The following is a 24,050-nucleotide window of genomic DNA, read 5'->3' as shown; positions in this document are numbered from 1 at the left end:
TACCGCACCGACAGGCTCACCCCGGCGACCCTCGCGCACCGGCTCGGCACCCTGCGGATGTTCTTCGTCCGCATCAGCGACTGGGACTGCCCCGAAGCTCCCATCCGGATCCCGATCATCCCCGCCGACCGACCGCGACAGGACCACCCCCTGCCGAAGGCCCTCGACGACGCGTCCGCGGCGAAACTGCTACGCGCCGCCCAAGCCGAACCCCGCGCGCTCACCCGCGTCGTGGTCGAAGTGCTGCTACGCACCGGACTACGCGTCGGCGAGTTCACCGCCCTGCAAGCCGACGCGATCGTGCTCATCGGCGCCGCGCACTGGCTGCACGTCCCGGTCGGCAAACTCCACGAGGACCGGTGAGGAGACGGCCATGACAGTCACGCGATGCGAAGCGGTGCGGTGCGGCGCCTATCAGGCACCCAACGGGCACGGGCCGGTCGTCGCCGAAGCGTTGGTCGGCCCGTGCCCTCAGGCTCAGCAGCGAGCTGGCTGCAGGACCACGTCGGTGCTGACCGTGCTACCGGACCGCACCGTGACCCTCTTTGTCAGACTGCTGAATCCGTCCTTGGAGTAGACCAGCGTGATCGGGCTGTCCCGCTTGTCGACCCAGACCGACCAGTTGCCGGCCTCGTCGGTCCACAGGGTGGTGGTGGAGCGCTTCGTCCGAACCGTGACGGTGGCGCGCGACAGCGGCCCGACGGAACCGGTACAACCGGCACCACTGACCGTGCCGCTCAGCCGGCCCCACCTCTTCGGCGGATCGACGTGCATCGTGACCTGGACCGGTGCGGGCTGCACGGGGCCGTCGACCCGGACCGCCAGTGCGGCGCTGTAGTCGCCCGGCTGGTCCACGGTTGACGCGTTGCCGGCGTCCAGCTTGAGCGTCACGGTCTTGCTCTCCCCAGGCGGAAGGGTGAAGGCGCTGTCGCTCTCGGAGAGCCACGGCACGTCGCCGGACGGGCCGCAGATGTCGTATCCCGGCAGCTCCTGGGTGCTCGCCGTGGCCTCGAAGTGTTGCCGCGCCCCGCCGACCCGGTAGACGCCACACGCGGCAGCGCCGCGATAGAACGGCGCGGGTGCGTTCGGCAGTGCCTGCCATTTACCGGCCACCGGATCGTACGCGTGGCCCTCGTTGGTGACGGACGACGTCGGGCCCGTGCCACCGGCGACGCCGCCACTCAGCAGCAGCTGCCCGTTGGCGACCGCCGACGCCGCGCCCCACCAGCCGGTCGGCAGGTCGGCGACGCGGGTCCACACGTCCGTGCGCGGCTCGTACGAGTAGGCGGCGGCCGACCCGTTGCCGGTCCCGAAGTCGACACCTCCGGCGCAGATGACCCGTCCGGCTAGTCCGCCGCAGGACATGAACGCCTCGCTCGCCGGGTAGTCCGCCCTGCTGCTCCACCGGTCGCGTACCGGGTCGTACACGAAGACGCTGGTGGTGGCGGTCATGCAGTCACCGACGTCGCAGCCGGAGACCACGTACAGCAGGCCGTCGAGCACGGCACTGCCGGCGGCGCCGCGCGGTGCGGGCAGCGGCGCGCCGCGCGTCCACGCTCCGTTCGCCGGGTCGTAGATCTGCACGTCGGTGACCGCGTCCAGCGGTCCCCAGCCGCCGGCGACGACAAGTCGGCCGGCGACGAACGCCGCCACCGGCTTCTGCACGGGCACTGGCAGGTCCGGCAGTGCCGACCACAGCAGCCGGACCGGGTCGTAGACGTACCCCTTCGCCGTGGGTCCGTACCCGTCAGGCGTGCCACCGACGACGTAGACCTTGCCGTCGTCGCCGCGGACCATCGCGTTGTCCATGATCGGGCCGCCCGGATAGTCGGCCAGCGGCGCCCACGCCGGACCGCCGGGCGCTGCCGAGGCGGTCATGGCCGGCGGGGAGGTGACGGTCGGCGCTGCGACGACCCGCTGCCCGCCGGCGGTGTGCCGGCCGCCGGCGGCGACGCCGGGGACCCGTCGCACCGGAACCGCCGCTGCGGCGGCGGGCGGCGCGCTGAGCGGGGTGAAGCCGCCGGGCTGCTCCACGAGGGAGACGTGCGCTTCCGCCGACCCGGAGTTGGTGACGGTGAGTTCCGCCTGCCCGCTCTCGCCGAGCCGCACGTTCCGCGTCACCGTCGCCGGGCTGACGGTGAGCGCCGCGGCGGCCAGCGAGAAGTCGGCCCTGGTGACCGCGTTGGTTGCGACGTGCACCGACCGGGTGAGGCTGACCCGGTTGCGCGCCGAACCGGTGAACTGCTGGTCACCGTCGCCCGGCGCGAACAGGGCGAAGTAGCCGTCGCCGACGTTGTCGTCGTCGGGCGTGGCCACCGACCTGGCCTGCGCGTCCGGGTGGGCGACCGCCGCCACGGTGGCCCCGTCGACGCCGTCGCCGGTGGTCGCGTCGAGGACCCGTCCGGCGACGATCCCGCCGGCCACCGGGTCACAGGTACGCCTGCCGACGTAGACGTCGTCGAGTTCCCAGTAACGGGCGAACTGCCCAGCGTAGTGGAACCGCACCAGCACCCCGCGGCGGTTGGCCGCCTTCGGGATTGGCAGGGACAGCGGCCCGTTGATGATGGCCAGCCCGTCCTGCTTCCAGATCGTCGACCAGGTGGCGCCGCCGTCGATGGACACGCCCACGTCGGCCGACTGCGTCGGCAGGTACCCGACGAAGCGGGTGCGCAGCCCGACGACGGGATGATCGACGTCGGTGAGGTCGACCGGCGGTGTGGTGAGCGTGGTGTCCTTGCGGTCCTGCAACTGGGTGTCGATGAGGGCGAAGTTTCCGCTGCCCGTCGTCTCGTTGGTACGCGGGATCACCGTGCCCCGGTTGAACTCCCACCCGCCGTCCTCGGTCGCGTTGTCGACCTGCCAACCCTCCGGCACATCGGTGGATTCGAACGGTTGGGCGGGCAATCCGGCGTAGTTGTGGTGATAGCCGGCGGCCTTGCAGATCTCGTCGTCCACGGACACCGCGATGTCCCGGCCGACGTCGGTGGCGTCGATGGTGACCTGCGCGTCGGCGGTCCGGTATCCGGCCGGCTCGGCCCGTACGCGCAGGGTCAGGGCGGACTGTACGGGCACCCGCATGCGGTAGCGGCCGGTGAAGGGATCGGTGCGCACGGCCGGCAGTGGCGTGCCGGGTGCGGACACCGTGGCGTACAGCGGCCAGCCGTGCCCGGAACCGTCTTTCACCGTGCCGGAGAGCGTGACCAGCGGCTGGGCGTGCAGCGCGAAATCCACCGTGGACGTCTGCCCGTCGGTGATCTCGACGCTACGAGCCACGTCGACGTAGCCGAACGCGGCGACCGCCACGGTGAACGTGCCGACGGGTTCGGTGACGTAGTACCGCCCGGCGGCATCGGTGGTGGCGGTGACGCTGTGACCGCTGCTGCTCACCGTGACGGTGGCGTTCGCGACCGGCGCGTGGCTGCTCGCGTCGGTCACGGTGCCCGCGACATGGCCGTGGGGGCCAGGTGCCCGAAATGCGGAGACACCGTTCGGGGTTCCGAGGCCCGTCGGGCCGTCGAACCCCTCACTGGCGGTGCACAGGTACGCCGCCGCCGGCTCGCAGGTGCCGTTCCTGCCCGTGGTGATGTCGTTGAGGCTGCCGGCCGACGCGGCGTAGGGGTACCAGTTCGGCATGTCGCCGGCCGGCGTCCGACCGGCGAGTGCGTACACGCCGGCGATGATCGGGGCGGCGAGGCTCGTGCCCCCGTACTGCGCCCAGCCGTAGCCGCCGAAGGTCTGGTAGACGGCCAGACCATTGAGCGGGTCGGCGAGGGCGGACACGTCGGCGACGGTGCGGCCGTCGCATCCGGGATCGGCCTGGAAGTAGGGCTTCGATTCCACCGCGGAACATCCGCTGCCCGGCGCCCCGGAGTAGTTGTTCCACACCTGCTCGGTCCAGCCGCGGCTGGTGGTGTCGTCGCGGGAGAGCGAGGTGCCACCGATGGCCGTCACGTGCGGCGACGAGGCGGGAAAGGACATGCCGTACCCGCTGTCGCCGGAGGACGCCACGATCGCCACCCCCGGGTGCCGGTAGTGCTTGCCGTAGGTCGAGCTCAGGTCGGCGTCCTCCGGACCGCCGTAGGAGTTCGACACCACATGCGCGCCACTGGCGACGGCCTGGTCGACGGCCTGGCCCAGGTCCTCGGCTGAGTTGGTGTCGGCCTCGACCAACAGGAGGTGGCAGCGCGGGCACACCGCCGACACGGTGTCGAGGTCGAGCGAGATCTCCCCGGCCCACGATTCATCTGGTGTGGGGTAGTTCTGGCCGCCGCGCTGGTCGATCTTCTTGAAGCAGCCGTTGTCGGTGGTGCACGGGGGCAGGCCCCAGTGTTCCCGATAGACCGCGAGGTCGGCCTCGGCCGTCGGGTTGTCGAAGGCTGCCACGACCGCGACCGTGACGCCGTCACCCGCCGCGGCGGGGAGGTTGTACGCCGAGGCGAGGTCGGCCGGCCCGTACCCGTAGACCGTCTCGGCGGCGCCGGCCTGCCTGGACGTCGATGGCGACGGCTGCGTCGACGCCGTGGGCGGGGTGCGGCGGATCGAATGGCACTGTGCGTACCCCGCCCGCACGGGCCCGCTGCACACTCGCTCGAGCCGCCACCCGCTGGACGGGCCAGGGCCGGTCACGGTGGTGGCGAAACCTGTGGATGTCGTGGTCAGCGGAGCCGCGCGGGCCACGCCCATGGCACCGGGAAAACCTTGGGCGACCAGTGTGCTGACAGCTATGGCGGTCACCGCGAGCGCGCGTAACAAACGACGCGACATGATTGCTCCTCCTCAATCGTGCCGGCACCGATCGTCACGGTGGTCACGCGTCGTCACGAGGGGATCCCACATGCTCGCCATGCACCTAGATCACCGGCGGCGAGACAATAACAGCGTGATGGCGCGCAACGGTGCCCGATTCGGCCAGGTGCCCGTTCCGGACGCACGGGCCTATGCTCGCGCTGTGACGGACAACGGTGAGCGGGGAGGGTGGGACCTGGTCGGGCTGTCCGACCTAGACCAACAGGTGTATCGACGGCTCCTGCTCGACCCCAGGGCCGACGCCAAGTCCCACGCCGACGCGCTGTGGTGTTCGGCCGCGCAGGTACACGCCGCGCTGGACCGTCTGGCCTTGTTGGGCCTGATACGCCACGATACCGAGACCGACGGCCGTTACCAGGCTGTGGACCCCCTCGCCGGCCTGGCCGCGTTGGTGCGGGAACGCCGGCATGCCCTGGACCGGCTCGAGGCCGCGTCGTACGAGCTGTCACGGGTGTTCGCCGCCGGACTGATGCGCACTGAACCGCGACGACTGTTCGAGGTGGTCGAGGGGCGCACGGCGACCGCGAGCCGCATCCACGACCTGCTCGGCTCGGCGAGGACGGAGGTGGTCGGGATCGACACCCCGCCGTACGTTGCGCCGAACAGCACGCCCGTCAGTGACGCCGAACTCGGTCTGCTGCGCCGAGGCGTTCGGTTCCGCTCGCTGTACGCCAGCCAGGTCCTCGACGAACCGGCGCTGGTCGCTCGTATCCAGTGGATGGTCGACAACGGCGAGGAGGCCCGGACACTGCCGCAGGTACCCATGAAGCTGCTGCTAGTCGATCGGGAGACCGCCGTGGTGCTCCTCGCTGGCGAAGAGACCGCGCCGGAAACCCTTTCGGTCGTGGCGACGCGTTCGGCGCTGACCGACGGTCTCCAGGCCATCTTCGAGCAACTGTGGTCGCACGCCAGCCCCATCCGGTTCGGGTCGGGCCGCAAGGGCGTCACGGTGGCGCGCGACGCCGACACGAGCGAACTCGTCGACCTGCTCAACGCGGGGATGAAGGACGAGTCGATCGCCCGCCACCTCGGGGTGAGCCCGCGGACGGTCCGTCGCCGGATCGCCGCGCTGCTCGACGAACTCGACGCCTCCGGCCGCTTCCAGGCCGGTGTCCGCGCGGTCCAGCGCGGCCTGCTTGACCGGATCCGCGGGCAGGAATACAACATGGTCAAGACACCGGACGGAGAATTCGGTACAGCGCTTCCAGCGCCGGTCCGTAAACCTGGTCTCGCGGGGTGGCAGGCTCCGTCGCATTGAGCCATGGCAAGATCGCGGCATGCCGGACCGGTGAAGCCACCAACCCGTCCTCGCCCCTGGCTCCCACCGAAGCGGGCTACGGACCGACAAGACAGCGCTAGGCGGTGCCTTCAAAGGATCTTGGTGTCGGATGATGTAGCGCGTGGGTCGTCGCTACGAGTTGTCTGACGTCGAGTGGGAAGCGCTGTCGCAGTACCTGCCGTCGGCGGTGACCGGTGGTCGGCCGCGGTCGGATGACCGGCGGGTGCTCAACGGAATCGTGTGGAAGATCGGGGCCGGGGCGGCGTGGGGGGACGCACCCGCTCGCTATGGGTCGTGGCAGTCGATCTACACCCGTTTCCGCAGGTGGGCCCTGGACGGCACGTTCGAACGGATGCTGGCCGGGGTGCAGGCCGACGCGGACGCGGCCGGGGACATCGACTGGCTGGTGTCGGTGGATTCGACCATCGTGCGGGCCCACCAGCACGCCGCTGGCGCTAAAGGGGGGCAGTGAGCGGACGTCGCCGGCCTGTGAAGCGGAGCTGCCGGTGCTGAGGCATTCGGGCGCGCCGAAGTGCTCACCGTTGAGAAAGCCCTGTTCAGCGGTTGCCGGTGGGATTCGGGTCTCAGGTCGCGGGATCCATACCGACGCCATCGCGACGGCGCCCAGAGCCGTACATCGATGCGGCCTGGCCTCGTGATCGGCGTCGGCAGGCCTCAGGTCGACAGCCGGCACCAGCCAGGCGGGGAGCAACGAGCGCTGACCACTTCGGTTTTCTCTGGGAGGTCACGCCGGACCGCTCACCTGCATCACCGCAGGTTAGAGCCCTCTGCTCTGTCCACCCTCGGTGAGCACTTCGGTCGGGGTGACCACTTCGCCAACCTGCACCCAATCTGCTCCCACGGGTCTGCTGCACCGATAGGTGACATCTGAGATGGCTTGCCCTGGTGGCGGGCTGGAAGGATGTTGCTGTGCCCAAGCCCTACCCTCGTGAGTTCCGCGATGATGTCGTGCGGGTGGCGCGTGACCGTGATCCGGGCGTGACGGTTGAGCAGATCGCGAAGGACTTCGGAGTCCACCCGATGACGTTGTTCAAATGGCTGCGCCAGGCTGACGTTGACGCGGGATCCCGACCGGGTGTCAGCGGCAGCGAGTCAGCCGAGCTGCGCGAGGCCCGTAAGCGGATCCGGTTGTTGGAGCAGGAGAACGAGGTCCTGCGTCGGGCCGCGGCGTATCTGTCGCAGGCGAACCTGCCGGGAAAAGGCTCTACCCGCTCGTGAGCGAGCTGGCCGCCGACGGGATCCCCGTGGCGGTGATGTGCCGGGTATTGAAGATCGCTCGTCAGCCCTACTATCGATGGCTCGCCCGGCCCGTCGGCGACGCCGAACTCGTTGCCGCTCACCGCGCGAACGCCCTGGTGGACGCCCACCGCGATGACCCGGAGTTCGGGTACCGGTTCCTGGTGGATGAGGCCCGCATCGCCGGACAGGCGATGGCTGAGCGCACCGCGTGGAAGATCTGCTCGGACAACGGCTGGTGGAGCGCCTTCGGCAAGCGCAAGAGACGCGGCAAGGGTGGCAAGGTCGGTCCGCCGGTGCATGACGACCTCGTGAAACGAGACTTCACCGCCGACGGCCCGAACCGGTTGTGGCTGGCCGACATCACCGAACACCGCACCGGCGAGGGCAAGCTCTACCTGTGCGCGATCAAGGACGTGTGGTCGAGGCGGATCGTCGGCTACTCCATCGACTCACGGATGAAGTCCCGCCTGGCCGTCAACGCGTTGCACAACGCCGTAGCCCGACGCGGCCCAGTGGCCGGCTGCGTGCTCCACACCGACCGCGGGTCGCAGTTTCGCAGCCGGAGCTGACCGACTGCCCAGCCAGCCGTTCACCGGCACCGTCCGTGACAGCCCTCGTGGGCTGTCACGGACGGTGTCTATCAAGGCCGGTACCTCTGGCCAGGTCGGAACACCACGCCGGGCTACCGCGCCGCACCCTCCAGCACGGTGCGGGCCCGTTCGCTGTACCCGACGGCGACGAGAACCTCGAAGCGGCTGGGTACGGTGGCGCTCCTGGAGGTGAAGTCGCAACGCCCGCCGGTCAGGGCATAGCCGGCCGCGGCGAACGCCATCCCGAACAGCACAATAGCCACTCGGCGACGGCGGCGGACGCCCCGTCCCGCAGCGCGGCCTCGATGAAACGGTAGAGGCTGCTGCCGATCGTTGCGGCGCCGCCGCTCGGTAACGCCTCGCGGGCGCTGCCGGGCGGCGGGCCGTTGCCTCATCCGCTGGCTCGGGAGAACGTGTGGGCGGACAGGTCGAGCCGGAACAGTTCGGCGGCGTTTCGCCAGGCGACCCGTTCGGCCAGTTCGGGCGGCAGGTCGGCGGCGAGCACCGCCCCGTACGCGGCGGCCGGGTCGATCAGCGTGGCGTCGGTGCCGAAGAGCAGCCGCCGTGGGTTCACGGCCGCCGCCACCGCGGCGAAGCGACCCGCCTCCGTGTGCGAGAAGCAGGGCTCCAGCCAGAGCCGATCCACCCCGTTGGCCGCCTCGATAGCGTGTCGCCACCCGTTCGCGCCCATGTGCCCGGCGATGGCCCGCACCCCGGGGATGTCCGCCACCGCCTGGGCCAGGTCGAGCGGCGTCGTGTCCCACGTGTGCACGAGGGCGGGCAGGCCGTGCGCGGCGGCCAGTTCCAGGGCCGCCCGGGTCGGCGCGGAGTTCGCCGGCGAGCCGGTGTAGTCGGTGTGGATCTTCACGCCGACGAACCGGCCGGTGGGCAGCAGGTCGCGCAGGTCCCGTTCGGCGTCGTCCAGCCGGCGCGGGTTGATCGTCAGGTAGCCGAGCAGCCGATCATTGCCCTCCAGCACGCGGGCCATCGCCCGGTTGCCGGCGGTTACGTCGTAGATCACCGCCTCGGTGGCGGAGACCACGGCCAAGTCGATGCCGTACCGGTCCATCACCGCGAGGTTGGTCGCGACCGCGCCGACCTCCATGCTGAAGAACCACGGCCCCCAGTGGGCGTGCACGTCGATGATCATCGGGCCAGCCCCAGGATCCGGCGGGCGTTCCCTCCGGTCACCGCCGCGATCGCGGACGGGCCGATCCCGGTCCGGGCCAGCCGCAGCCGCGGCACGACGGGCTCGTAGAACGGGGTGCGGGAGCCGTAGAGCAGGCGCTCGACGCCGAGGTGCCCGGCGACGGTCTCCAGCGCGTCCGGCGAGTTGAGCAGCCGGGTGGAGGTGTGGAAGCCCGGCTCGTCGCGGGCCACCACCACGAAGTCGCCCAGGTGGTAGAAGTGCGTGTCGAGGAAGACCACGGTCGCGCCGCGCAGCGGCCGCCAGAACCGGCGGACGTCCCCGCCGGTGAGCACGATCAGGCCCGCCTCGGCGGCCCGGCGGGCGACGTGCCGTACGGACGGGAAGTCCGCCTCGACGCCCTGCTCGTCGGGGAACAGCCGAACGGCCCGAAAGCCGCCCTCGGCGAGCCGGACGACCTCCCGTTCGGCGCCGAGCGGGTCGCGCAGGTCCAGCCCGCCGACCGGCAGCACGCCGGGGCCGGCGAGGGCGGCCACCTCGTCGTTGCCGCTGGCAACGTCGAACAGGGCGGCGCGGAGGCTCGCGACGGCTGCGCGCTCGACGCCGTTGGCGGCCAGCGTCTCGGCGACCGCCGCGGGCTCGCCGGTGGGGCCGGCCCGGTCGGCGTACCGGCCGACGAGCACGTCGATGTCGAGGGTGACCGGCGGCAGGTCGCCGGCCACGAATGGGTTGCCGGTCACCAGCGCCCTGCCACCCGCAGCACCCGGTCCCGGTCGCCGTCGGGCAGCGCCGGTGCGTGCGGGTCGCCCGCGTGGCCCACCGGGATCCGCCCTTCCTCGGCGGCGATCCAGAGCATGCGTTGCACGTACCCTTCCATCGGTTCGGTGAAAGTGACCTCGGCCTGCCGGTCGAGGTCGGCGGAGGCGGTGACGAACTCGTCGTAGCGCTTGTCGGCGTAGGCCCGCAGCACCCGGGCGGTGACCGGGACCGCGGCGGCGGCCAGGCCGACCAGGGCCGCCTCGGCGCCCCACATGAGCGACGGGCCGAACATCCGGTCCTCGCCGGTGACCGCCAGCCGGTCGGCGCGGTGCGCGGCGGCCAGGGCTGCCTGGCAGGCGAGGGCGTCGTGCAGGCGGGCCACCTTCACCCCGGCGACACCGGGGTGTCGCAGCAACTCGGCCAGCGTGGGCTCGGCGTACGGCCGGAGGTAGAGGTCGAAGGCGAGCATCGGCAGGCCGGCGGCGTGCCAGAGCGCGTCGTGGTGGGCAACGGGATCGTCGTCCACCGGGAAGACCAGCAGGCCGGCCGCACCGAGGGCGGCCGCCCGCGCCGCCTGCGCAACCACCTCGTCGGTCTCCTCCCCCGGCTGGCCGCCGACGCCGACGATCACCGGCGCCCCAGTGTCGACGGCGCGGCGGATGACCAGAGCGCGGGTGGACTCGTCGTGGTATGGGCCGCGTCCGGTGTGCGCAAGCACCGCCAAGGCGTCCGCCCCGTCGGTGACCAGCCCTCGCAGATAGCGGCCGAGCACGTCCGGGTCGACGGCGCCGGTCGCGTCCACCGGGGTGGCGGTCGCGGCGATCAGCCGCCAGCGCAGCCGGTCGCGCAGCGCGGCGGCGACCGGAGCGATCACGACGTCACCGCGGCGCGGACGGCCCGGGCGATCTCGTCGACGTGGGCGTCGGTGTACCGCTCGTTCCAGTCGACCACCAGTAGGGTCCGCTCGATCATCCGCTCGGCGATCGGGAACGACCCGGGTCCGTAGGCCGGCAACCGGTCCGCCGGTGGCACGGTCAGCGGGAAGCGGGAGTCGCCGTAGACGGGGGCCTCGGTCAGCGCCGGGGCGCAGTGCAGCGGCTGTTCCAGGTAGCCGGCGCGGGCGGGGATCCCGGCGGCAGCTAGTTTCCCGGCCACCCCGTGGTTGGTCAGCGGCGGGTCCAGCACGATCGGGAACAGCCACCAGGCGTGCGCGTCCACGTTCGCCGGCAGGTGCACGCCGGGCAGGTCGGCTAGCGCGTCGACCAGCCGCCGGGCGGTGCGTCGCCGGTCGGCGAGCACCCCCGGCAGTTTCGCCAGCTGGGCCCGGGCGACGGCACCGGCGAGTTCGGTCATCCGGTAGTTCAGGCCGAGGCCGACGTGCCGGCGGGACTCGTCGCGCGGCCAGCCCTTGTCGGCGAAGAGCCGCATCCGGCGGGCCAGCACCGAGTCGTCGGTGACGGCCAGACCGCCGTCGCCACAGGTGATGTGCTTCCACTGCTGGAGGCTGAAGCACCCGATCGCGCCGGCCGTGCCGGCGAGGGTGCCGTCCGGGTAGCGGGTGAGCCACGCCTGGGCGCAGTCCTCGATAAGCGGCACGCCGGCGGCGTCGGCGACCGCGCGCAGGTCGGCGGCGGCGCCGAACAGGTGCACCGCGAGGATCGCCCGCGTGCGCGGCCCGATCGCAGCGGCGACCGCCGCCGGATCCAGGTTGCCGGTATACGGATCGACGTCGGCGAACACCGGCACCGCGTTCTGCGCGAGAATGGGCGCGACCGTGCCGAAGTCGCTGATCGGAGAGGTGATGATCTCGTCGCCCGGATCCGGCGCGACAGCGGCGACGGCCAGGTGCAGGGCCGCGGTTCCCGAACTGGCGGCGACGGCGTGCGACACTCCATGGCGGTCGGCCATCTCGCGTTCCAGGGCGCGGACCTCCGTGCCCCAGACCGAGCTGAGCATGCCCGACTCGAGCACCCGGCTGACCGCGGCCAACTCCTCCGCGCCGATCGTTCGGCCGCTGGCGTCGGCCATGCTGGGAAACGACGACACGTACCCTCCCGGGCTACAGTAATACCGGGCCTGACCGTAATCTTGTGCTGCGAACAATGCAACCCCCGACAGGAGGCAGCGGTGACCATCGAGATCGGGGTCATCGGTCCGCACGACCTGGTCGACGACGTGGCCGCGACCTGCGAGGAGCAGCCCGGCGTCACCGCCCGCCGGCTGCACTACGACCACGAGTCGCAGGCCCCCGCGATCGTCGAGGCGCACGCCGGCCAGGTGGACGCGTGGCTGTTCACCGGCGTGGTGCCCTACACCCTCGCCCGGGAGGCGAACTCCCTCAACCGTCCGGCGGTCTTCGTCGACTACACCGGATCGACGCTGCTCCAGGCCGCCGTGCGGTTGTTGCGCGCCGGGCACGACGTCACCCGGATGTCGATCGACACCGTCACCGGCGCCGACGTCGCGACCACCTTCGGCGAGGCGGTCCTGCCGATGGACCGGGTCCGGTCGCTGCCGTACCGCAGCGGCCTCAGGTCGGAGGACGTGGTGGCATTCCACCAGCGGCAGCGCAAGGCCGGCGCGGACGTCGCGGTCACCTGCATCAGCTCGGTGTACGAGGTGCTGCGCCACGAGATGCCGGCGTTCCGCCTGGCCCCGTCGAACCACTCGGTCCGCACGGCGCTGCGCCAACTCCTGCTGCAGGTGGGCAGCCAGGCCCAGGAGGACGCCCAGATCGCGCTCGGCCTGGCCAACCTCTCCGACGGCGACGACGGGCTGCTCAAGGAGGTCGCCGGGCTCGGGGGCACGCTCGCGCGGTTCGCCCCGGACACGTACCTCATCGTCACCACCCGTGGCCCGCTGCACGACGCGACCGGCGGGTTCACCGCGCTGCCGATGCTGCGCCGCCTCGCCGACCGGCACGAGACCGTGCAGATCGGCTTCGGCCTGGGACGCAGCGCCGCAGAGGCGGAGAACCTGGCGCGGCGGGCGCTGAGCCGGGCGCGCCGGGTCGGCCCGACCACGGCGGTGCTGTCGCTGCGCGGCGAGACCGACATCGTGCTCGAGTCGACCACGCCGGCCCCGCCACCGTCGGAGGTGAACCTGGCCGTCATCGCCCAGCGGGTCGGCCTGTCGGTGCCCACCCTGCTGCGGCTGCGGGAGGTGCGCACGACGGTCGGCGACGAGCCGCTGACCAGCCGGGAGGTGGCCGACCAGCTGCGCGTGCAACAACGCACCGCCCGACGGATGCTGCACCGGCTGGAGTTGGCCGGCCTGGCCGAGCGGACCGGCAACCTCGCCTCCGGCACCAGCGGCCGCCCGCTGACGCTCTACCGGCTGACCCTCTGAGAGGAGCCGGTCCACGCCCCCGTCGACGCGGACCAGATCCTCTCGGCACGCGTCAGGACAGCCACTCGTCCAGGTGTTCGGCGACGAAGTCGTCGTCGCGCAGGTGCTGGTAGGCCCGGTACACCCGGTCGAGTTCGGCGAGCTGTCCCGGCGAGAGCTCCTCGTCCGGGTCCAGGCACCACCGGCCGGCCAGCAGGCCCTGCCGGCGCAGCACCTCGTGGATTCCCGGAATGCAGCCGTGGTAGCCGTTGGCGGCGTCGAAGATGGCCGCGTTGGCGTCGGTCAGGTGACCGTCCAGGGTGAGCAGCCGGCGCAGCGCGCTGTCGTCACCGGCCCGGGCCCGCCGGGCCTCGTCGAGCAGGGTCACCGCGGTGCGCGCCCAGACCGCCCACTGGCCGAGCAGGCCGCCGACGAACTCGACCTCCACCGCCCGCCTGTCGACGACGACCTGGTGCGGCGCCACCAGGTCGGCCAGGATGTGGTCGTCGTTGCCGGTGTAGAGGGCGAGGTCGCCGTTGCGGCCGGCCGCGCAGACGCCGTGCAGCACGTCGAGCGTGCGGTAGCGGTCGAACGGCGCCACCTTGATCCCGACCACCGAATCGAGGGCGGCCAACCGGGCCCAGAAGTGCCGGGACAGCACCCGGCCGCCGACGGCCGGCTGCAGGTAGAAGCCGATCACCGGCAGGACCTCGCCGACCGCCCGGGCCCGTTCGACGAGAGCGTCCTCGTCCAGCGGCCCGTACGGCGACAGCAGCACCATGTGGTAGCCGAGGGAGGCCGCCAGCTCCGCCTCGGCGACGGCCTGCGCGGTGTCCCCGCAGGCCCCGGAGACCAGGATCGCGTCCGAGCCGGCCGCGGTCTCGGCGGCCAGTTCCAGCACCGGGGCGAGCAGGCCCACCTCCGGGTCGTGGATGGCGAACTGGGTGGTGTGCACGCCGACGGCGATGCCACCAGCGCCGGAAGCGAGGTAGTAGCGGGTCAACGCCCGCTGCCGGCGCTCGTCGAGCTTGTGGTCGGCGTCCAGGGCGAGCGGATGGGCGGGGATGACGCACCCGTGCCGGAACCGGGCCAGCGCGGCGGCCTGTCGGGTGCTCGATGCGGTCAACACGGTCTCTCCTAGAACTTGCCGTCGCGGCGCTGGAAGCCGGTCGGCTTGTCGAGCAGGGGCTGGCCGTCGGCGACCCAGTCCGCCGTCAGCTCGATCAGCTCGGCGAGGGTTACGTCGGGGTAGCCGAACAGGCCGTGGCAGAGCTGGGCGTTGGACAGCAGCGCGGTCGGCGCCTCGGTGCCGGTGAGGATCGGCTCGCGGCCCAGCCGCGCGGCGACCGCGGCGGATACCTGGCGGACCGAGACCAGCTCCGGCCCGGTCAGGTTCAGCACGAACGGCGGTGTGGCGGTGTGGTGCAGGGAGCGCAGGACGACCTCGTTGGCGTAGCCCTGCCAGACGACGTTGGCGTGTCCCATGGTGAGGTCCACCGCCTGGCCGGCGTGCACGGCGCGGGCGATGTCCACGAGCACGCCGTAGCGCATCTCGACGGCGTAGTTGAGGCGGATCAGGGCCAGCGGGGTGTCGTCGCGCAGCGCGAAGTTGGTGAGGATGCGCTCGCGGCCAAGGCAGGACATCGCGTACTCGCCGACCGGCTGGACCGGGGTCTGCTCGACGCAGCCGCCGGCGGTCACCGGCACGAGCGGGTAGACGTTGCCGGTGCTCAGCGCCACCAGGCGTGACCCGGCGAAGCGCTGCGCGACCCGGCCCGGCAGGTAGGTGTTGGTGGCCCAGGTGGCGTGCTCCCGGCCGGAGGTGCCGAACTTGGCACCGACCAGGAAGACGACGTTCGCCGCGTCGGGCAGCGCGGCCAGGGTGGCGTCGTCGGCGACGTCCGCCTCGACCACCTCGGCGCCCTCATCGCGCAGCGCGTCGGCCAGGCCGGCCTCGGAGAAGCGTGACACGGCGACGACCCGCGCGCCGGTGCCCGCCGCCGCGACCCCCCGCAGCGCCAGCCGCACCAGGCTGGGCCCCAGCTTGCCGCCCGCGCCGAGGACCAGGATGTCGCCGTCGAGCTTGCGCAGGTCGTCCACCAGGACGTCCCGCGGGCGGGAGAGCCGCTCCTCGAGGTCCGCCACCGTACGCATGCCACCACACCCCTTCCGAAGTAACGGTCATGACCGTAACTTCCGGCCACGGGAGCGTCAAGGTGTCCGGGGAGGTGGGTCGACCGGCGCGGGCTCGACGGGCACGGCGAACCGGCCGTCCGGTTCGCACGTCAGGGGCAATCGGCCGGCTGCGCGGTGTCAGGCCGTGGCGCGCGCCGCGGCGAGAAGGCCCAGCACGGCCCGGGTCTGCGGCCACGGCACCGGGCTCGGCCCACCCCGGACCATGCCCAGGAACGCGTCGATGGTGGCCCGGTAGCCGAGCTGGTCCGGGCCGCCGCGCAGCGCCACCCGCTGCTCCCCAGCGCCGGTGTGGACGGTCACCTCGTACGCCTCGCCCTCGCTGACCCCGAGCACCTCGACCGCGCCGGGCACCCCGTCCTCCCACTGCAGCGCCAGCAGCCCGGTGTCCTCGGAGTGCAGTCCCCGGTGCCGGCGTACGGTGCCCGCGGCCCCGACCAGCCGTACCGCCGGCCCCAGCAGCGCGACCAGCAGCTCCACGCCGTGCAGTCCCATCATCACCAGCGTGCCGCCACCCACCGCCGGGTCGTCCTGCCACGGGTTGTAGCCGGTGGCCCAGAGGCCGACATCGTGCCGCACCGTGGCCCGGACCGACAGCACCTCGTCGCGCGGCACATCGAACGCCACGAAGTCCGGCGCGAAGCGCAGCACCGAGGAGGTGAGCACGAGCTCGGGCGCCCGCTGCACGACGCGTTCCAACCGGTCGAGCTGCCCGAGGGTCGCGGCGGCCGGCTTGTTGACGAAGCAGGGCAGCTCGCGGGCCAGCACCTGGGCCAGCGCGTCCGGCACGTCCGGGGTCGGGACGGTGAGCACCACACCGTCCGGGCCGGTCGCCAGCAGCGCGGCCAGGTCCGGCGCCACGGCGACGTCCGGCTGCTCGGCCCGGAACCGGGCCAGCCGCTGCGGATCGGGCTCCCACACCACCAGCTCAGCGTGGTCACGCAGCGCGCGGGCGTCGGTGTAGGGGTGACTGGTGGCGAGTCCGGCCAGAGCGATGCGCATGAGCGCAGAGGCTACTTCTCCGGTCTCCGGCCGCGCCAGCGCAGGTCAGCCCGGGTCAGCCCGTCCGATCGAGCTGCTCCGGCCGCACCTCGTGGGCCAGCGGCCGCCCGAGGAGGAACCGGTCGATCTCGGCCACCACGATCGCGCCGGCCCGCCGCCGCGACTCCACCGTCCCGGCCGCCTCGTGCGGCGTCAGCAGCACGTTCGGCAGCCCGCGGAGCGGATGGTCGACCGGCAGCGGCTCGGCGTCGAAGACGTCCAGCGCGGCGTCGATCCGGCCGGTGCGCAGCGCGGCCAGCAGCGCGGCCTCGTCCACCAGCGCCGAGCGGGCGGTGTTGACCAGCAGCGCCCCGTCCGGCAGCAGGGCGAGCTCGCGTGCCCCGATCATCCCGGCGGTCTCCGGCAGCACCGGAGCATGCAGGGAGACCACCAGGCTGCGGGCGAGCAACTCGTCGAGGCCGACCCGTTCGACGCCCAGCGTCACGGCCTCCGCGCCGGACAGGTAGGGGTCGGCCACGAGCACCCGCGCTCCGAGCGCCCGCACCAGGCCGAGGTACGCCCGGCCGGTCCGGGACGCGCCGACCACCCCGACCGTCGCGCCGCGCAGCTCCCGGCGGGGCGGGGCGCCCTTCGCGCTCGCCCAGTCGGCCCCGGTGCGCAGCGCGTGGTCGAACCGGTGCAGCCGGTGCAGCAGCGCGAGGGTCAACGCGAGGGCCTGCTCCCCCACTGCGTACGCCATCGCGTCGCCGGCCTGGGTGACGCGTACCCCGCGAGCGAAGCACTCCGGGGTGACGAACGGTTTCACGCTGGCCCCGGTGTGCGCGAGCAGCCGCAGCCGTGGCGCGGCGGCGAGCGCCGCGGCCGTCAGCGGTGCGGTTCCCCAGCCGGTCACGACGACGTCGGCGTCGGCGAGCAGTCCCGCGAGCACGGCCTCGTCGCCCACGTCGGCGCGGTCGGCGGGCAGCCGCACCTCGCCGACGCGCTGCAGCGCGGTCCAGGTGTCGGGGTCGAGGAACAGCTCGCGGACGTACGGCGTCGCCGCCACGGCGATGACGGTCACCCCTTGATGCCCGTGGTGGAGACGCCCTCCTGGAAGTACCGCTGGCCAATCAGGTAGGCCATGAAGATGGGCACGAACGCCACCACCGAGCCGGCGAGCAGCATGTTCAACGGCACGTTCTCCTGTTGCAGCGAGGCGATGCCGGTGGTGAGGGTCCGCATGTCGAGGCTCTGCCCGACGATGAGCGGCCACAGGAAGTCGTTCCAGTGCCAGAGGAAGACGAAGACGCCCAGCGTGGCCAGGATCGGCTTGATCAGCGGCAGCACGATCGAGACGTACACCCGCCACTCGGAGCAGCCGTCCAAACGGGCCGCCTCGAACAGCGAGTCGGGCAGCGACGCGATGAACTGGCGCATGAGGAAGACCGCCTGGGCGTTGGCCAGCGTCGGCACGATCATGCCCCAGTAGGTGTCCACGCCGTTCAGCTCGGAGATGATGATGAAGGTCGGGATCATCGTGACGTGGTACGGCACCATCAGCATCGCCAGGAACGACCAGAACATCGTCTCCTTGCCCGGGAATCGCTTCTTGGCGAAGGCGTAGCCGGCCATCGAGGCGAACAGCAGCACGCCGACGACCGACACCACCGAGTAGACGAGCGTGTTCCCCATCCAGCGCAGCACGCTCTTGGCACCGATGACCTGGTCGTACGCCTCGGTGGAGAACGGCCAGGGCAGCAGACTGTCCGGGAAGGTGACCGGCCCGGTCGGCTTGAGCGACAACACGACCATCGCGTAGAAGGGAAAGAGGGTGAGCACGGCACCAGCCAGCAGCAGCGCGGTGCGCCCGATCACCCAGCCCCGGCCGGCCCGGTCCGCGCGGTAGGGACGCCAGGCCCGCCGGGGCCGTTCGGTGGCCGGCGCGGCGGTGGCCGGGGGCGTGATGATGTCGGTCATTCTTCCCTCCCCAGGGTCAGCCGCTGGATCAGCGCCACGACGATCGTCATCACGAACAGAGCGACCCCGACCGCGCTGGCGTAGCCCAGGTCGAAGTACTTGAACCCCTGGTCGTAGAGCAGGTAGACGAGGCTGTAGCTGGAGCGGACCGGCCCGCCGCCGGTCATCACGTAGATCATGTCGAAGACCTGGAACGAAACCGTGGTCTCGATGATGGCGACGAAGAACAGCGCGGGCCGCAGCTGCGGCAGCGTGACGTACCGGAAGCGCTGCCAGGCCGAGGCGCCGTCGGTCAGCGCCGCCTCCTCCAGCTCCGCCGGGATGTCCTGAAGCCGGGCGAGCAGGATGAGCATGCCGTAGCCGAAGCGGGACCAGACCGATACCAGCACCAGGGCCGGCACCACCAGCGCGCTGTTGGCGAGCCAGGAGCCGGCCGGCAGGCCGAGCGCGCCCATCGCCCGCGACCACGGCCCACCGTCGGCGAAGACCCAGGTGAAGACCACCCCGGCGAGGACCAGGCTGGTCACCACGGGCAGGAAGAAGATGGACCGGAAGAGCTTCGCGCCGCGAAAGGCGCGGCGGGTCAGCAGTGCCATGCCGAGGGAGGCCAGCATCGACAGGGGTACGGACAGCGCGGTGAAGACGACCGTGACGCGCAGCGCCGACCAGAAGGTCGGGTCGTCGACGAGTCGGCGGAAGTTCTCCAGGCCGGCCCAGCTCGTGTCACCGCCGATGGTGTAGTCGGTGAAGCCGAGGATCACCCCGGCGATCGCCGGCCCGAACCGGAAGATGGCGAAGAGCAGCAGGAACGGCAGGACGAACAGCAGGGCCGTGCCGGCCTCACGGGCGGACGCCCGGCGGAGACGCCGAACCTCGCTCCCCGGCCGGCGTGGCCGCCGGACCTGGCTCTCCGGTAGTGCAACCATCTGACAACCTTTCTCGGCGGCTCGCGGTGGGCAGGGTACGCCCACCGCGAGCCGCGCCAGGATCAGCGAAGCAGCGGAGCGGCGGCCTTCGCGGCGTCGTCGAGCGCCTGCTCCACCGACTTCTTGCCGAGCAGGGCAGCCTGGATCTCCGGGAAGAGGACGCCCTGGACGTCCCGGGCCTTCTCGTGCAGCGGGCCGACGGTGCTGGTGACTACCTGCTGCTCCTGCACACTGAGGACAGGATCACCGGCGTAGAGCGTGCCGGTGGACTTCCGCGGGGAGAAAAAGTTGGAGGCCAGGTCGTACTTCTTGGTGTTCTCGGCGTTGGTCGCGAAGGCGGTCCACTTGCCGGCCGCCTCCTTGTTCTTGGCGCCCTTCAGCATCGACAGGGAGCCAACGGTGCCGTAGCCGATCTGCTTGACGTCGGTGAAGTGCGGGACGGCCTGGATGTTCTCCTTGCCCCACAGCTTTTCGACCTCCGCCACCGGCACGTGCCAGACGCAGCCGACCTTGTTCTGGCCGATGCGGGTCTGCTCAGTCGACGGGACGTTGGTGATCAGGCTCTTGTCGACGTAGCCGCCGTCGACGAGTTGCTTCACGAAGGTCAGCGCCTTCTTTCCGGCGTCGCTGTTGAAGGCGACCGACGTGCCGTCCGGGCTGAACACGTCACCGCCGGCCGACCACAGCAGCGGGTAGAAGGTCTGGTTCAGGGTCTGCTTGGAGTCACCGGGGTACGCCGCGATGTCGTAGCCCTTGGCCTTGAACTTCGGCGCCAGGGTGAGCAGGTCGTTCCAGCTGGTGGGGTAGGTCGTCTCGCCGACGGCGGCGAAGACCTTCTTGTTGCAGATCGGGGTGGCGGCGCTGGTGAGGATCGGCGCGCCCATCATCTTGCCGTCGATGCCCACCGACTTCGTCACGTTCTCGAGGTAGTCGCTCTTGGCCGCGTCGTCGAGGTACTTGTCGACCGGCTCGATGTTGCGGGCGTACTTGGGCAGCTGGTCGGGGATCAGGTAGACGACGTCGGGCCCCTTGTTGCCGGCGATGGCGGTGGCCAGCGCCTGGTCCCGGTTGGCCCAGGGGAAGATCTCGGTCTTGACCTCGATGTTCGGGTTGGCGGACTGGAACGCCTTGACGGTCTCGTCCCAGTGCGCGCGGTGCTTCGCCTCGTCGACGATCACCGGATATGTCCACATCGTCACGGTGGTCTTGCCGGAGTCACCGGAGCCGGAACCGCCACAACCCGTGGCCGCGAGTGCGGCGACGAGCGCCACCGCGACGGCCGACAGGCTCTTGCGAACACGCATCTCGCATCCTTCCGGGGGAGTCAGGTTCGCCGTACATTAACTTACGGTCCGGGCCGATACTAGAGCCGAAGAGTATCGAGGTCACACCGTTACTGTTCGTACGAGCGTCGCGTCGGATCGATCCAGCCCCGTAATAGTGAAGGAGCCCGATGACCGTCTCCCTGGCCATCGTCGGCGCGGGCGACCGCGGTACCACCTACGCCGGCTACACGCTGCGTTCCCCCGACGAGGCGCGGGTCGTCGCCGTCGCGGAACCCCGGGACGCGCACCGCACCGCGCTCGCCGGCGCACACCGGGTGCCGGCGTCCGCCCGGTTCGACTCGTGGCAGGCCCTGGCCGCCCGACCCCGGCTGGCCGACGCGATCGTGCTGGCCACCCCCGACCGCGAGCACGCCGAACCGGCCGCCCGCTTCGCCGCACTCGGCTACCACGTCCTGCTGGAGAAGCCCATCGCACCGACCGAGGCCGAGTGCGAGGCGGTCACCGCGGCGGCGGAACACGCCGGCGTCCTGCTCGCCGTCTGCCATGTCCTGCGCTACACCCGCTACACCGAGGCGGTGAAGCGGTACGTCGAGGCGGGCACGCTCGGCCGCATCGTCGGCGTGGAACACCTGGAGCCGGTCGGCTGGTGGCACTTCGCCCACTCCTACGTGCGCGGCAATTGGCGCCGCGCCGACACCTCGTCCAGCAGCCTGCTCGCCAAGTGCTGCCACGACCTCGACTGGCTCCGCCACGTCGTGGACGACACCCCGGTACGGGTCAGCAGCGTCGGCGGACTGCACCACTTCCACCCCGGCAACCGGCCGGTCGGTGCCGCCGACACCTGCCTCGACTGTCGCGTCGAGCCGCGCTGCCCGTACTCGGCCGTCCGCTTCTACCGCGACTGCCTCGCCGATCCCGACCGTCGGGTGTGGCCCCTGTCGGTGGTGACCCGCGACCTGACCCCTGCCGGGGTGACCGAGGCGCTGCGGAACGGCCCGTACGGGCGGTGTGTCTTCACCGGCGGCAACGACGTCGCCGACCACCAGAGCGTGACGATCTCCTTCGCCGGCGGGGCGACCGCCACCCTGACCATGAGCGCCTTCACCCCCGGCGGTCACCGGCGCACCCGCATCATGGGCACGCACGGCTACCTGGAGGGCGACGGCGAGCAGGTCACCGTCACCGACTTCGTCACCGGCGCCACCGTCACCACCGACACGCGGGGCGGCGGGGCGGACGCCGGAACCGGCCACGGCGGCGGAGACATGCGGTTGATGGCGGCCTTCGTCGAGGCCGTGGCGACCGGTGATCGGTCCGCGGTGCGGTCGGGGCCACGGGAGTCCCTGGACAGCCACCGGATGGCGTTCGCGGCGGAACGCAGCCGGCTCGCGGGCGGTATCCCCGTCGCGCTCGCCGGGGGCTGACCGAGCCCGGCCACGTCCCCGCCGGCGCCCCGGGCCGATGTTGATTCTTCGACGAATTGATGATTACGGTGAGGGCCAAAATAGACGAAGGGATGTTTCATGGCCCTCGATCGACCACGGCGCGCCGCGCCGCTCGCCGCCCTCGTGACCCTGCTCGCCGCCACCGCCGTCGGCGTCCCCGCGCGTGCTGCACCGGTGACAGAAGTACTGGTGGGAACCCCTCACCACAACCTCGCGATCTACGGCGCGACGTTCGGGTCGAGCGCCGCCGGCGACTACGCGTACGCCGTCGCCCGCGGCACCACCGGCGAGTTGAGCGTGGTGGACACCCGCGCGGCGGAGGTGATCCGGACAATGCCGTTACCCGGTGCCGGAGGATCCTGGGGTGGCACGGTCATGCCCGACGGCACCGCCTACATCGGCGCCGACAGCAAGCTCTTTCGCTACCGGCCCGGGGCCGACCAGGTGGAGGACCTGGGCTCGCCCGCACCGGGCGAGACCGCCACGTGGCGCCTGGCGAACGACGGCCGGCGCGTGTTCGTCGGCACCTTCCCCAACGGAAAGATCTACTCGGTCGACCACCGCAGCGGGGCGGTACGCGACTACGGCCAGGTCTGGCCCGGCGAACAGTACGTGCGCAGCCTCGGCGTGGCGAACGGGAAGCTCTACGCGGGCCTGGGCACCGTCGCCCGGATCGTGGAGGTGGACGTCGAATCCGGCGACCGCCGCGAGATCCCGCTGCCCGAGCAGTACCGAGCCGAGCAGTTCGTCTACGACCTCGACGTCCACCAGCAGACCCTCTTCGCGCGGCTGACCAACAGCAACCGGCTGCTGGTCCACGATCTCAAGACCGGCAAGTGGGTAGCCGACCTGGGCACCAGCCCCGGATTGAACGTCTCGCCACCGGACGCCAAAAAGAACGTCTACTTCGGATCGACCGGTGGCCGCCTCATGGCCTACAACCTGAACACCCGCACCGTCACCCCGACCGGCTTCACCGGATTCGGCACCGCCCGCGGCTTCGGCTGGACCCACCTCGACGCCGACGGTTGGCCCGGCCGGACCCTGGTGACGATCAGCCTGGGCGGGATGCTCTCCTACTTCAACCCGCAGACCGGGGCGCGCAAGGTCGTCTCCCCCGGCGTGCAGGGCCTGCCCGCCCAGTTGCAGACCGTGGTAGCCGGCCCCGACGGCAAGATCTGGTCAAGCGCCTACCCGAGCGGCGGGATCACCTCGTACGACCCCGCCACCGGCACCTTCACCGAGAATCCCACCGCACTGGGCCAGGCCGAAGGGCTGCACTCGTACCGCGGCCTGATCTACGCCGGCGTCTACCCGGGCGCGAACCTGTTCGAGCTCGACCCGGCCAGGCCCGTCGTCCGGGGCAGCAACCCGCGCCAGTTCGGGTCGCTCAGCTCGGCCCACCAGGACCGCCCCTTCGCCATCACCGGCGTCCGTGACCGAATCGCGTTCGGGACGATCCCGGAGTACGGACAGCTCGGTGGCGCGCTCGCGATCGTCGACCCGGCCACCGGCGCGCAGCAGGTGCACCGCGATGTCGTACCCGACCAGAGCGTCACCGCCCTGGCCACGGTCGGAGAGTTGGTGCTGGGCGGCTCCGGCGTCTGGGGTGGGCTCGGCGCGGTACCGACGCAGACCGAGGCGAAGCTCTTCCTCTGGGATCCGGCGACCTCGACGAAGGTCTGGGAGGGCGTACCCATTCCCGGCGCGAAGGCGATCACCCGGTTGATCGTCGGCGCGGACGGCCACGTGTGGGGCGCCACCGCCGGGACGCTGTTCGAGTTCGACCCGGTGGCCAGGACGGTGCTCAGGACCGTCGAGGTGGAGCCGTTCGACTGGAACGTCGACCACGTGTGGCGCAGCGACCACCTGGCCTTCGCGCCGAACGGCGACCTGTGCGGCAACTTCCGCACCACCGTGGCGTGCGTGGACCCGGCCACCCTCGCCGTCCAGAGGCTGGCGACCGGGATCGACGACGTCTGGACCATGGACGCCACCGGCACCATGTACTACGCCCGAGGGGGCCAGCTCTACCAGCTCACGCGCTGAGCCCCGACGCCGACCAGCCCCGCTC

The 24,050-nt window shown here is 71.6% G+C and carries 21 protein-coding genes; 8 read left to right on the top strand and 13 right to left on the bottom strand.

Features of this window, described 5'->3' with window-relative positions:
* The first annotated feature begins 57 nt into the window (after nt 1–57).
* On the top strand, nt 58–363 hold the full coding sequence (locus GA0070607_RS23355) for a site-specific integrase (protein ID WP_089020088.1): 306 nt from the start codon (nt 58–60) through the stop codon (nt 361–363).
* A 114-nt stretch (nt 364–477) separates the two neighbouring features.
* On the opposite strand, the gene GA0070607_RS23350 is transcribed toward GA0070607_RS23355, so the two are convergent.
* Entirely contained in the window at nt 478–4,764 is a 4,287-nt protein-coding gene (locus tag GA0070607_RS23350) for a carboxypeptidase regulatory-like domain-containing protein (protein ID WP_089020087.1), read from the bottom strand.
* 70 nt (nt 4,765–4,834) lie between these two features.
* Between GA0070607_RS23350 and GA0070607_RS23345 the strand changes: the two genes are divergently transcribed.
* The 4 genes from GA0070607_RS23345 to GA0070607_RS23330 all read left to right on the top strand — a co-directional run bounded on the left by GA0070607_RS23345 (nt 4,835) and on the right by GA0070607_RS23330 (nt 7,914).
* A complete protein-coding gene (locus GA0070607_RS23345) occupies nt 4,835–6,064 on the top strand; it encodes a helix-turn-helix domain-containing protein (RefSeq protein ID WP_157743224.1) in 1,230 nt (409 codons plus the stop codon).
* Nucleotides 6,065–6,206: 142 nt separating this feature from the next.
* A complete protein-coding gene (locus GA0070607_RS23340) occupies nt 6,207–6,557 on the top strand; it encodes an IS5 family transposase (protein WP_089020085.1) in 351 nt (116 codons plus the stop codon).
* A 458-nt stretch (nt 6,558–7,015) separates the two neighbouring features.
* Complete coding sequence (locus GA0070607_RS33530) at nt 7,016–7,324, top strand: transposase (RefSeq protein ID WP_089020084.1); 309 nt, start codon at nt 7,016–7,018, stop codon at nt 7,322–7,324.
* A complete protein-coding gene (locus GA0070607_RS23330; protein WP_089020083.1) occupies nt 7,321–7,914 on the top strand; it encodes a DDE-type integrase/transposase/recombinase in 594 nt (197 codons plus the stop codon). Before GA0070607_RS33530 ends, GA0070607_RS23330 begins: the two co-directional genes overlap by 4 nt.
* 113 nt (nt 7,915–8,027) lie before the next feature.
* Here the strand turns inward: GA0070607_RS23330 and GA0070607_RS32490 are convergent, their stop codons facing one another.
* From GA0070607_RS32490 to GA0070607_RS23310, 5 genes are all read right to left on the bottom strand, one after another.
* Nucleotides 8,028–8,198, bottom strand: coding sequence for a hypothetical protein (locus GA0070607_RS32490; RefSeq protein WP_157743223.1), 171 nt, complete (start codon nt 8,196–8,198; stop codon nt 8,028–8,030).
* Between the two features lie 128 nt (nt 8,199–8,326).
* A complete protein-coding gene (locus tag GA0070607_RS23325; RefSeq protein WP_089020082.1) occupies nt 8,327–9,085 on the bottom strand; it encodes an amidohydrolase family protein in 759 nt (252 codons plus the stop codon).
* Nucleotides 9,082–9,822, bottom strand: coding sequence for an amidohydrolase family protein (locus GA0070607_RS23320; RefSeq protein WP_197701133.1), 741 nt, complete (start codon nt 9,820–9,822; stop codon nt 9,082–9,084). Before GA0070607_RS23320 ends, GA0070607_RS23325 begins: the two co-directional genes overlap by 4 nt.
* A complete protein-coding gene (locus GA0070607_RS23315; RefSeq protein ID WP_197701132.1) occupies nt 9,819–10,715 on the bottom strand; it encodes a dihydrodipicolinate synthase family protein in 897 nt (298 codons plus the stop codon). The genes GA0070607_RS23320 and GA0070607_RS23315 overlap by 4 nt, the downstream gene beginning before the upstream one ends.
* Complete coding sequence (locus GA0070607_RS23310) at nt 10,712–11,887, bottom strand: DegT/DnrJ/EryC1/StrS family aminotransferase (protein ID WP_197701131.1); 1,176 nt, start codon at nt 11,885–11,887, stop codon at nt 10,712–10,714. The genes GA0070607_RS23315 and GA0070607_RS23310 overlap by 4 nt, the downstream gene beginning before the upstream one ends.
* Before the next feature lie 81 nt (nt 11,888–11,968).
* Between GA0070607_RS23310 and GA0070607_RS23305 the strand changes: the two genes are divergently transcribed.
* Nucleotides 11,969–13,189 carry a response regulator gene (locus tag GA0070607_RS23305; RefSeq protein ID WP_089020080.1) on the top strand — a complete coding sequence of 407 codons (1,221 nt, stop codon included), beginning with the start codon at nt 11,969–11,971 and terminating at the stop codon, nt 13,187–13,189.
* A gap of 52 nt (nt 13,190–13,241) precedes the next feature.
* Here the strand turns inward: GA0070607_RS23305 and GA0070607_RS23300 are convergent, their stop codons facing one another.
* From GA0070607_RS23300 to GA0070607_RS23270, 7 genes are all read right to left on the bottom strand, one after another.
* The gene (locus tag GA0070607_RS23300) at nt 13,242–14,297 is read right to left on the bottom strand and encodes a dihydrodipicolinate synthase family protein (RefSeq protein WP_197701130.1); all 1,056 of its coding nucleotides are present in this window, start codon (nt 14,295–14,297) and stop codon (nt 13,242–13,244) included.
* 8 nt (nt 14,298–14,305) lie between these two features.
* Complete coding sequence (locus GA0070607_RS23295) at nt 14,306–15,322, bottom strand: NAD-dependent epimerase/dehydratase family protein (protein WP_089020079.1); 1,017 nt, start codon at nt 15,320–15,322, stop codon at nt 14,306–14,308.
* Between the two features lie 159 nt (nt 15,323–15,481).
* The gene (locus GA0070607_RS23290) at nt 15,482–16,363 is read right to left on the bottom strand and encodes a Gfo/Idh/MocA family protein (protein ID WP_089020078.1); all 882 of its coding nucleotides are present in this window, start codon (nt 16,361–16,363) and stop codon (nt 15,482–15,484) included.
* Nucleotides 16,364–16,418: 55 nt separating this feature from the next.
* Nucleotides 16,419–17,423 (bottom strand): hydroxyacid dehydrogenase, encoded by a 1,005-nt coding sequence (locus tag GA0070607_RS23285; RefSeq protein WP_089020077.1) that lies wholly within the window; start codon nt 17,421–17,423, stop codon nt 16,419–16,421.
* The gene (locus tag GA0070607_RS23280; protein ID WP_089020076.1) at nt 17,420–18,319 is read right to left on the bottom strand and encodes a carbohydrate ABC transporter permease; all 900 of its coding nucleotides are present in this window, start codon (nt 18,317–18,319) and stop codon (nt 17,420–17,422) included. Before GA0070607_RS23280 ends, GA0070607_RS23285 begins: the two co-directional genes overlap by 4 nt.
* The gene (locus GA0070607_RS23275; RefSeq protein ID WP_089020075.1) at nt 18,316–19,245 is read right to left on the bottom strand and encodes a carbohydrate ABC transporter permease; all 930 of its coding nucleotides are present in this window, start codon (nt 19,243–19,245) and stop codon (nt 18,316–18,318) included. Before GA0070607_RS23275 ends, GA0070607_RS23280 begins: the two co-directional genes overlap by 4 nt.
* Nucleotides 19,246–19,307: 62 nt before the next feature.
* Nucleotides 19,308–20,549, bottom strand: a complete 1,242-nt coding sequence (locus GA0070607_RS23270) for an ABC transporter substrate-binding protein (RefSeq protein WP_089020074.1) — start codon at nt 20,547–20,549, stop codon at nt 19,308–19,310.
* Between the two features lie 149 nt (nt 20,550–20,698).
* Here GA0070607_RS23270 and GA0070607_RS23265 point away from each other — a divergent pair, with 149 nt between their 5' ends.
* Both GA0070607_RS23265 and GA0070607_RS23260 read left to right on the top strand, forming a co-directional pair.
* Nucleotides 20,699–21,955 carry a Gfo/Idh/MocA family protein gene (locus GA0070607_RS23265; RefSeq protein ID WP_089020073.1) on the top strand — a complete coding sequence of 419 codons (1,257 nt, stop codon included), beginning with the start codon at nt 20,699–20,701 and terminating at the stop codon, nt 21,953–21,955.
* Between the two features lie 99 nt (nt 21,956–22,054).
* Nucleotides 22,055–24,025 (top strand): ligand-binding sensor domain-containing protein, encoded by a 1,971-nt coding sequence (locus GA0070607_RS23260; RefSeq protein WP_089020072.1) that lies wholly within the window; start codon nt 22,055–22,057, stop codon nt 24,023–24,025.
* Nucleotides 24,026–24,050 lie beyond the last annotated feature (25 nt).

Origin of the sequence: Micromonospora coriariae (assembly GCF_900091455.1) — a bacterium.
Taxonomy (GTDB): Bacteria; Actinomycetota; Actinomycetes; order Mycobacteriales; family Micromonosporaceae; genus Micromonospora; species Micromonospora coriariae.
The sequence above is the reverse complement of the archived record's forward strand: the minus strand, read 5'-3'. Positions and strand labels throughout refer to the sequence as shown.

Coding starts and splice junctions, on each gene's coding strand:
- GA0070607_RS23265 (WP_089020073.1), top strand. CDS start 20,699: ATGACCGTCTCCCTGGCCATCGTCGGCGCGGGCGACCGCGGTACCACC.
- GA0070607_RS23325 (WP_089020082.1), bottom strand. CDS start 9,085: ATGATCATCGACGTGCACGCCCACTGGGGGCCGTGGTTCTTCAGCATG.
- GA0070607_RS23350 (WP_089020087.1), bottom strand. CDS start 4,764: ATGTCGCGTCGTTTGTTACGCGCGCTCGCGGTGACCGCCATAGCTGTC.
- GA0070607_RS23295 (WP_089020079.1), bottom strand. CDS start 15,322: ATGCGTACGGTGGCGGACCTCGAGGAGCGGCTCTCCCGCCCGCGGGAC.
- GA0070607_RS23345 (WP_157743224.1), top strand. CDS start 4,835: ATGCTCGCCATGCACCTAGATCACCGGCGGCGAGACAATAACAGCGTG.
- GA0070607_RS23260 (WP_089020072.1), top strand. CDS start 22,055: ATGGCCCTCGATCGACCACGGCGCGCCGCGCCGCTCGCCGCCCTCGTG.
- GA0070607_RS23275 (WP_089020075.1), bottom strand. CDS start 19,245: ATGGTTGCACTACCGGAGAGCCAGGTCCGGCGGCCACGCCGGCCGGGG.
- GA0070607_RS23355 (WP_089020088.1), top strand. CDS start 58: ATGTTCTTCGTCCGCATCAGCGACTGGGACTGCCCCGAAGCTCCCATC.
- GA0070607_RS23290 (WP_089020078.1), bottom strand. CDS start 16,363: ATGCGCATCGCTCTGGCCGGACTCGCCACCAGTCACCCCTACACCGAC.
- GA0070607_RS23270 (WP_089020074.1), bottom strand. CDS start 20,549: ATGCGTGTTCGCAAGAGCCTGTCGGCCGTCGCGGTGGCGCTCGTCGCC.
- GA0070607_RS23280 (WP_089020076.1), bottom strand. CDS start 18,319: ATGACCGACATCATCACGCCCCCGGCCACCGCCGCGCCGGCCACCGAA.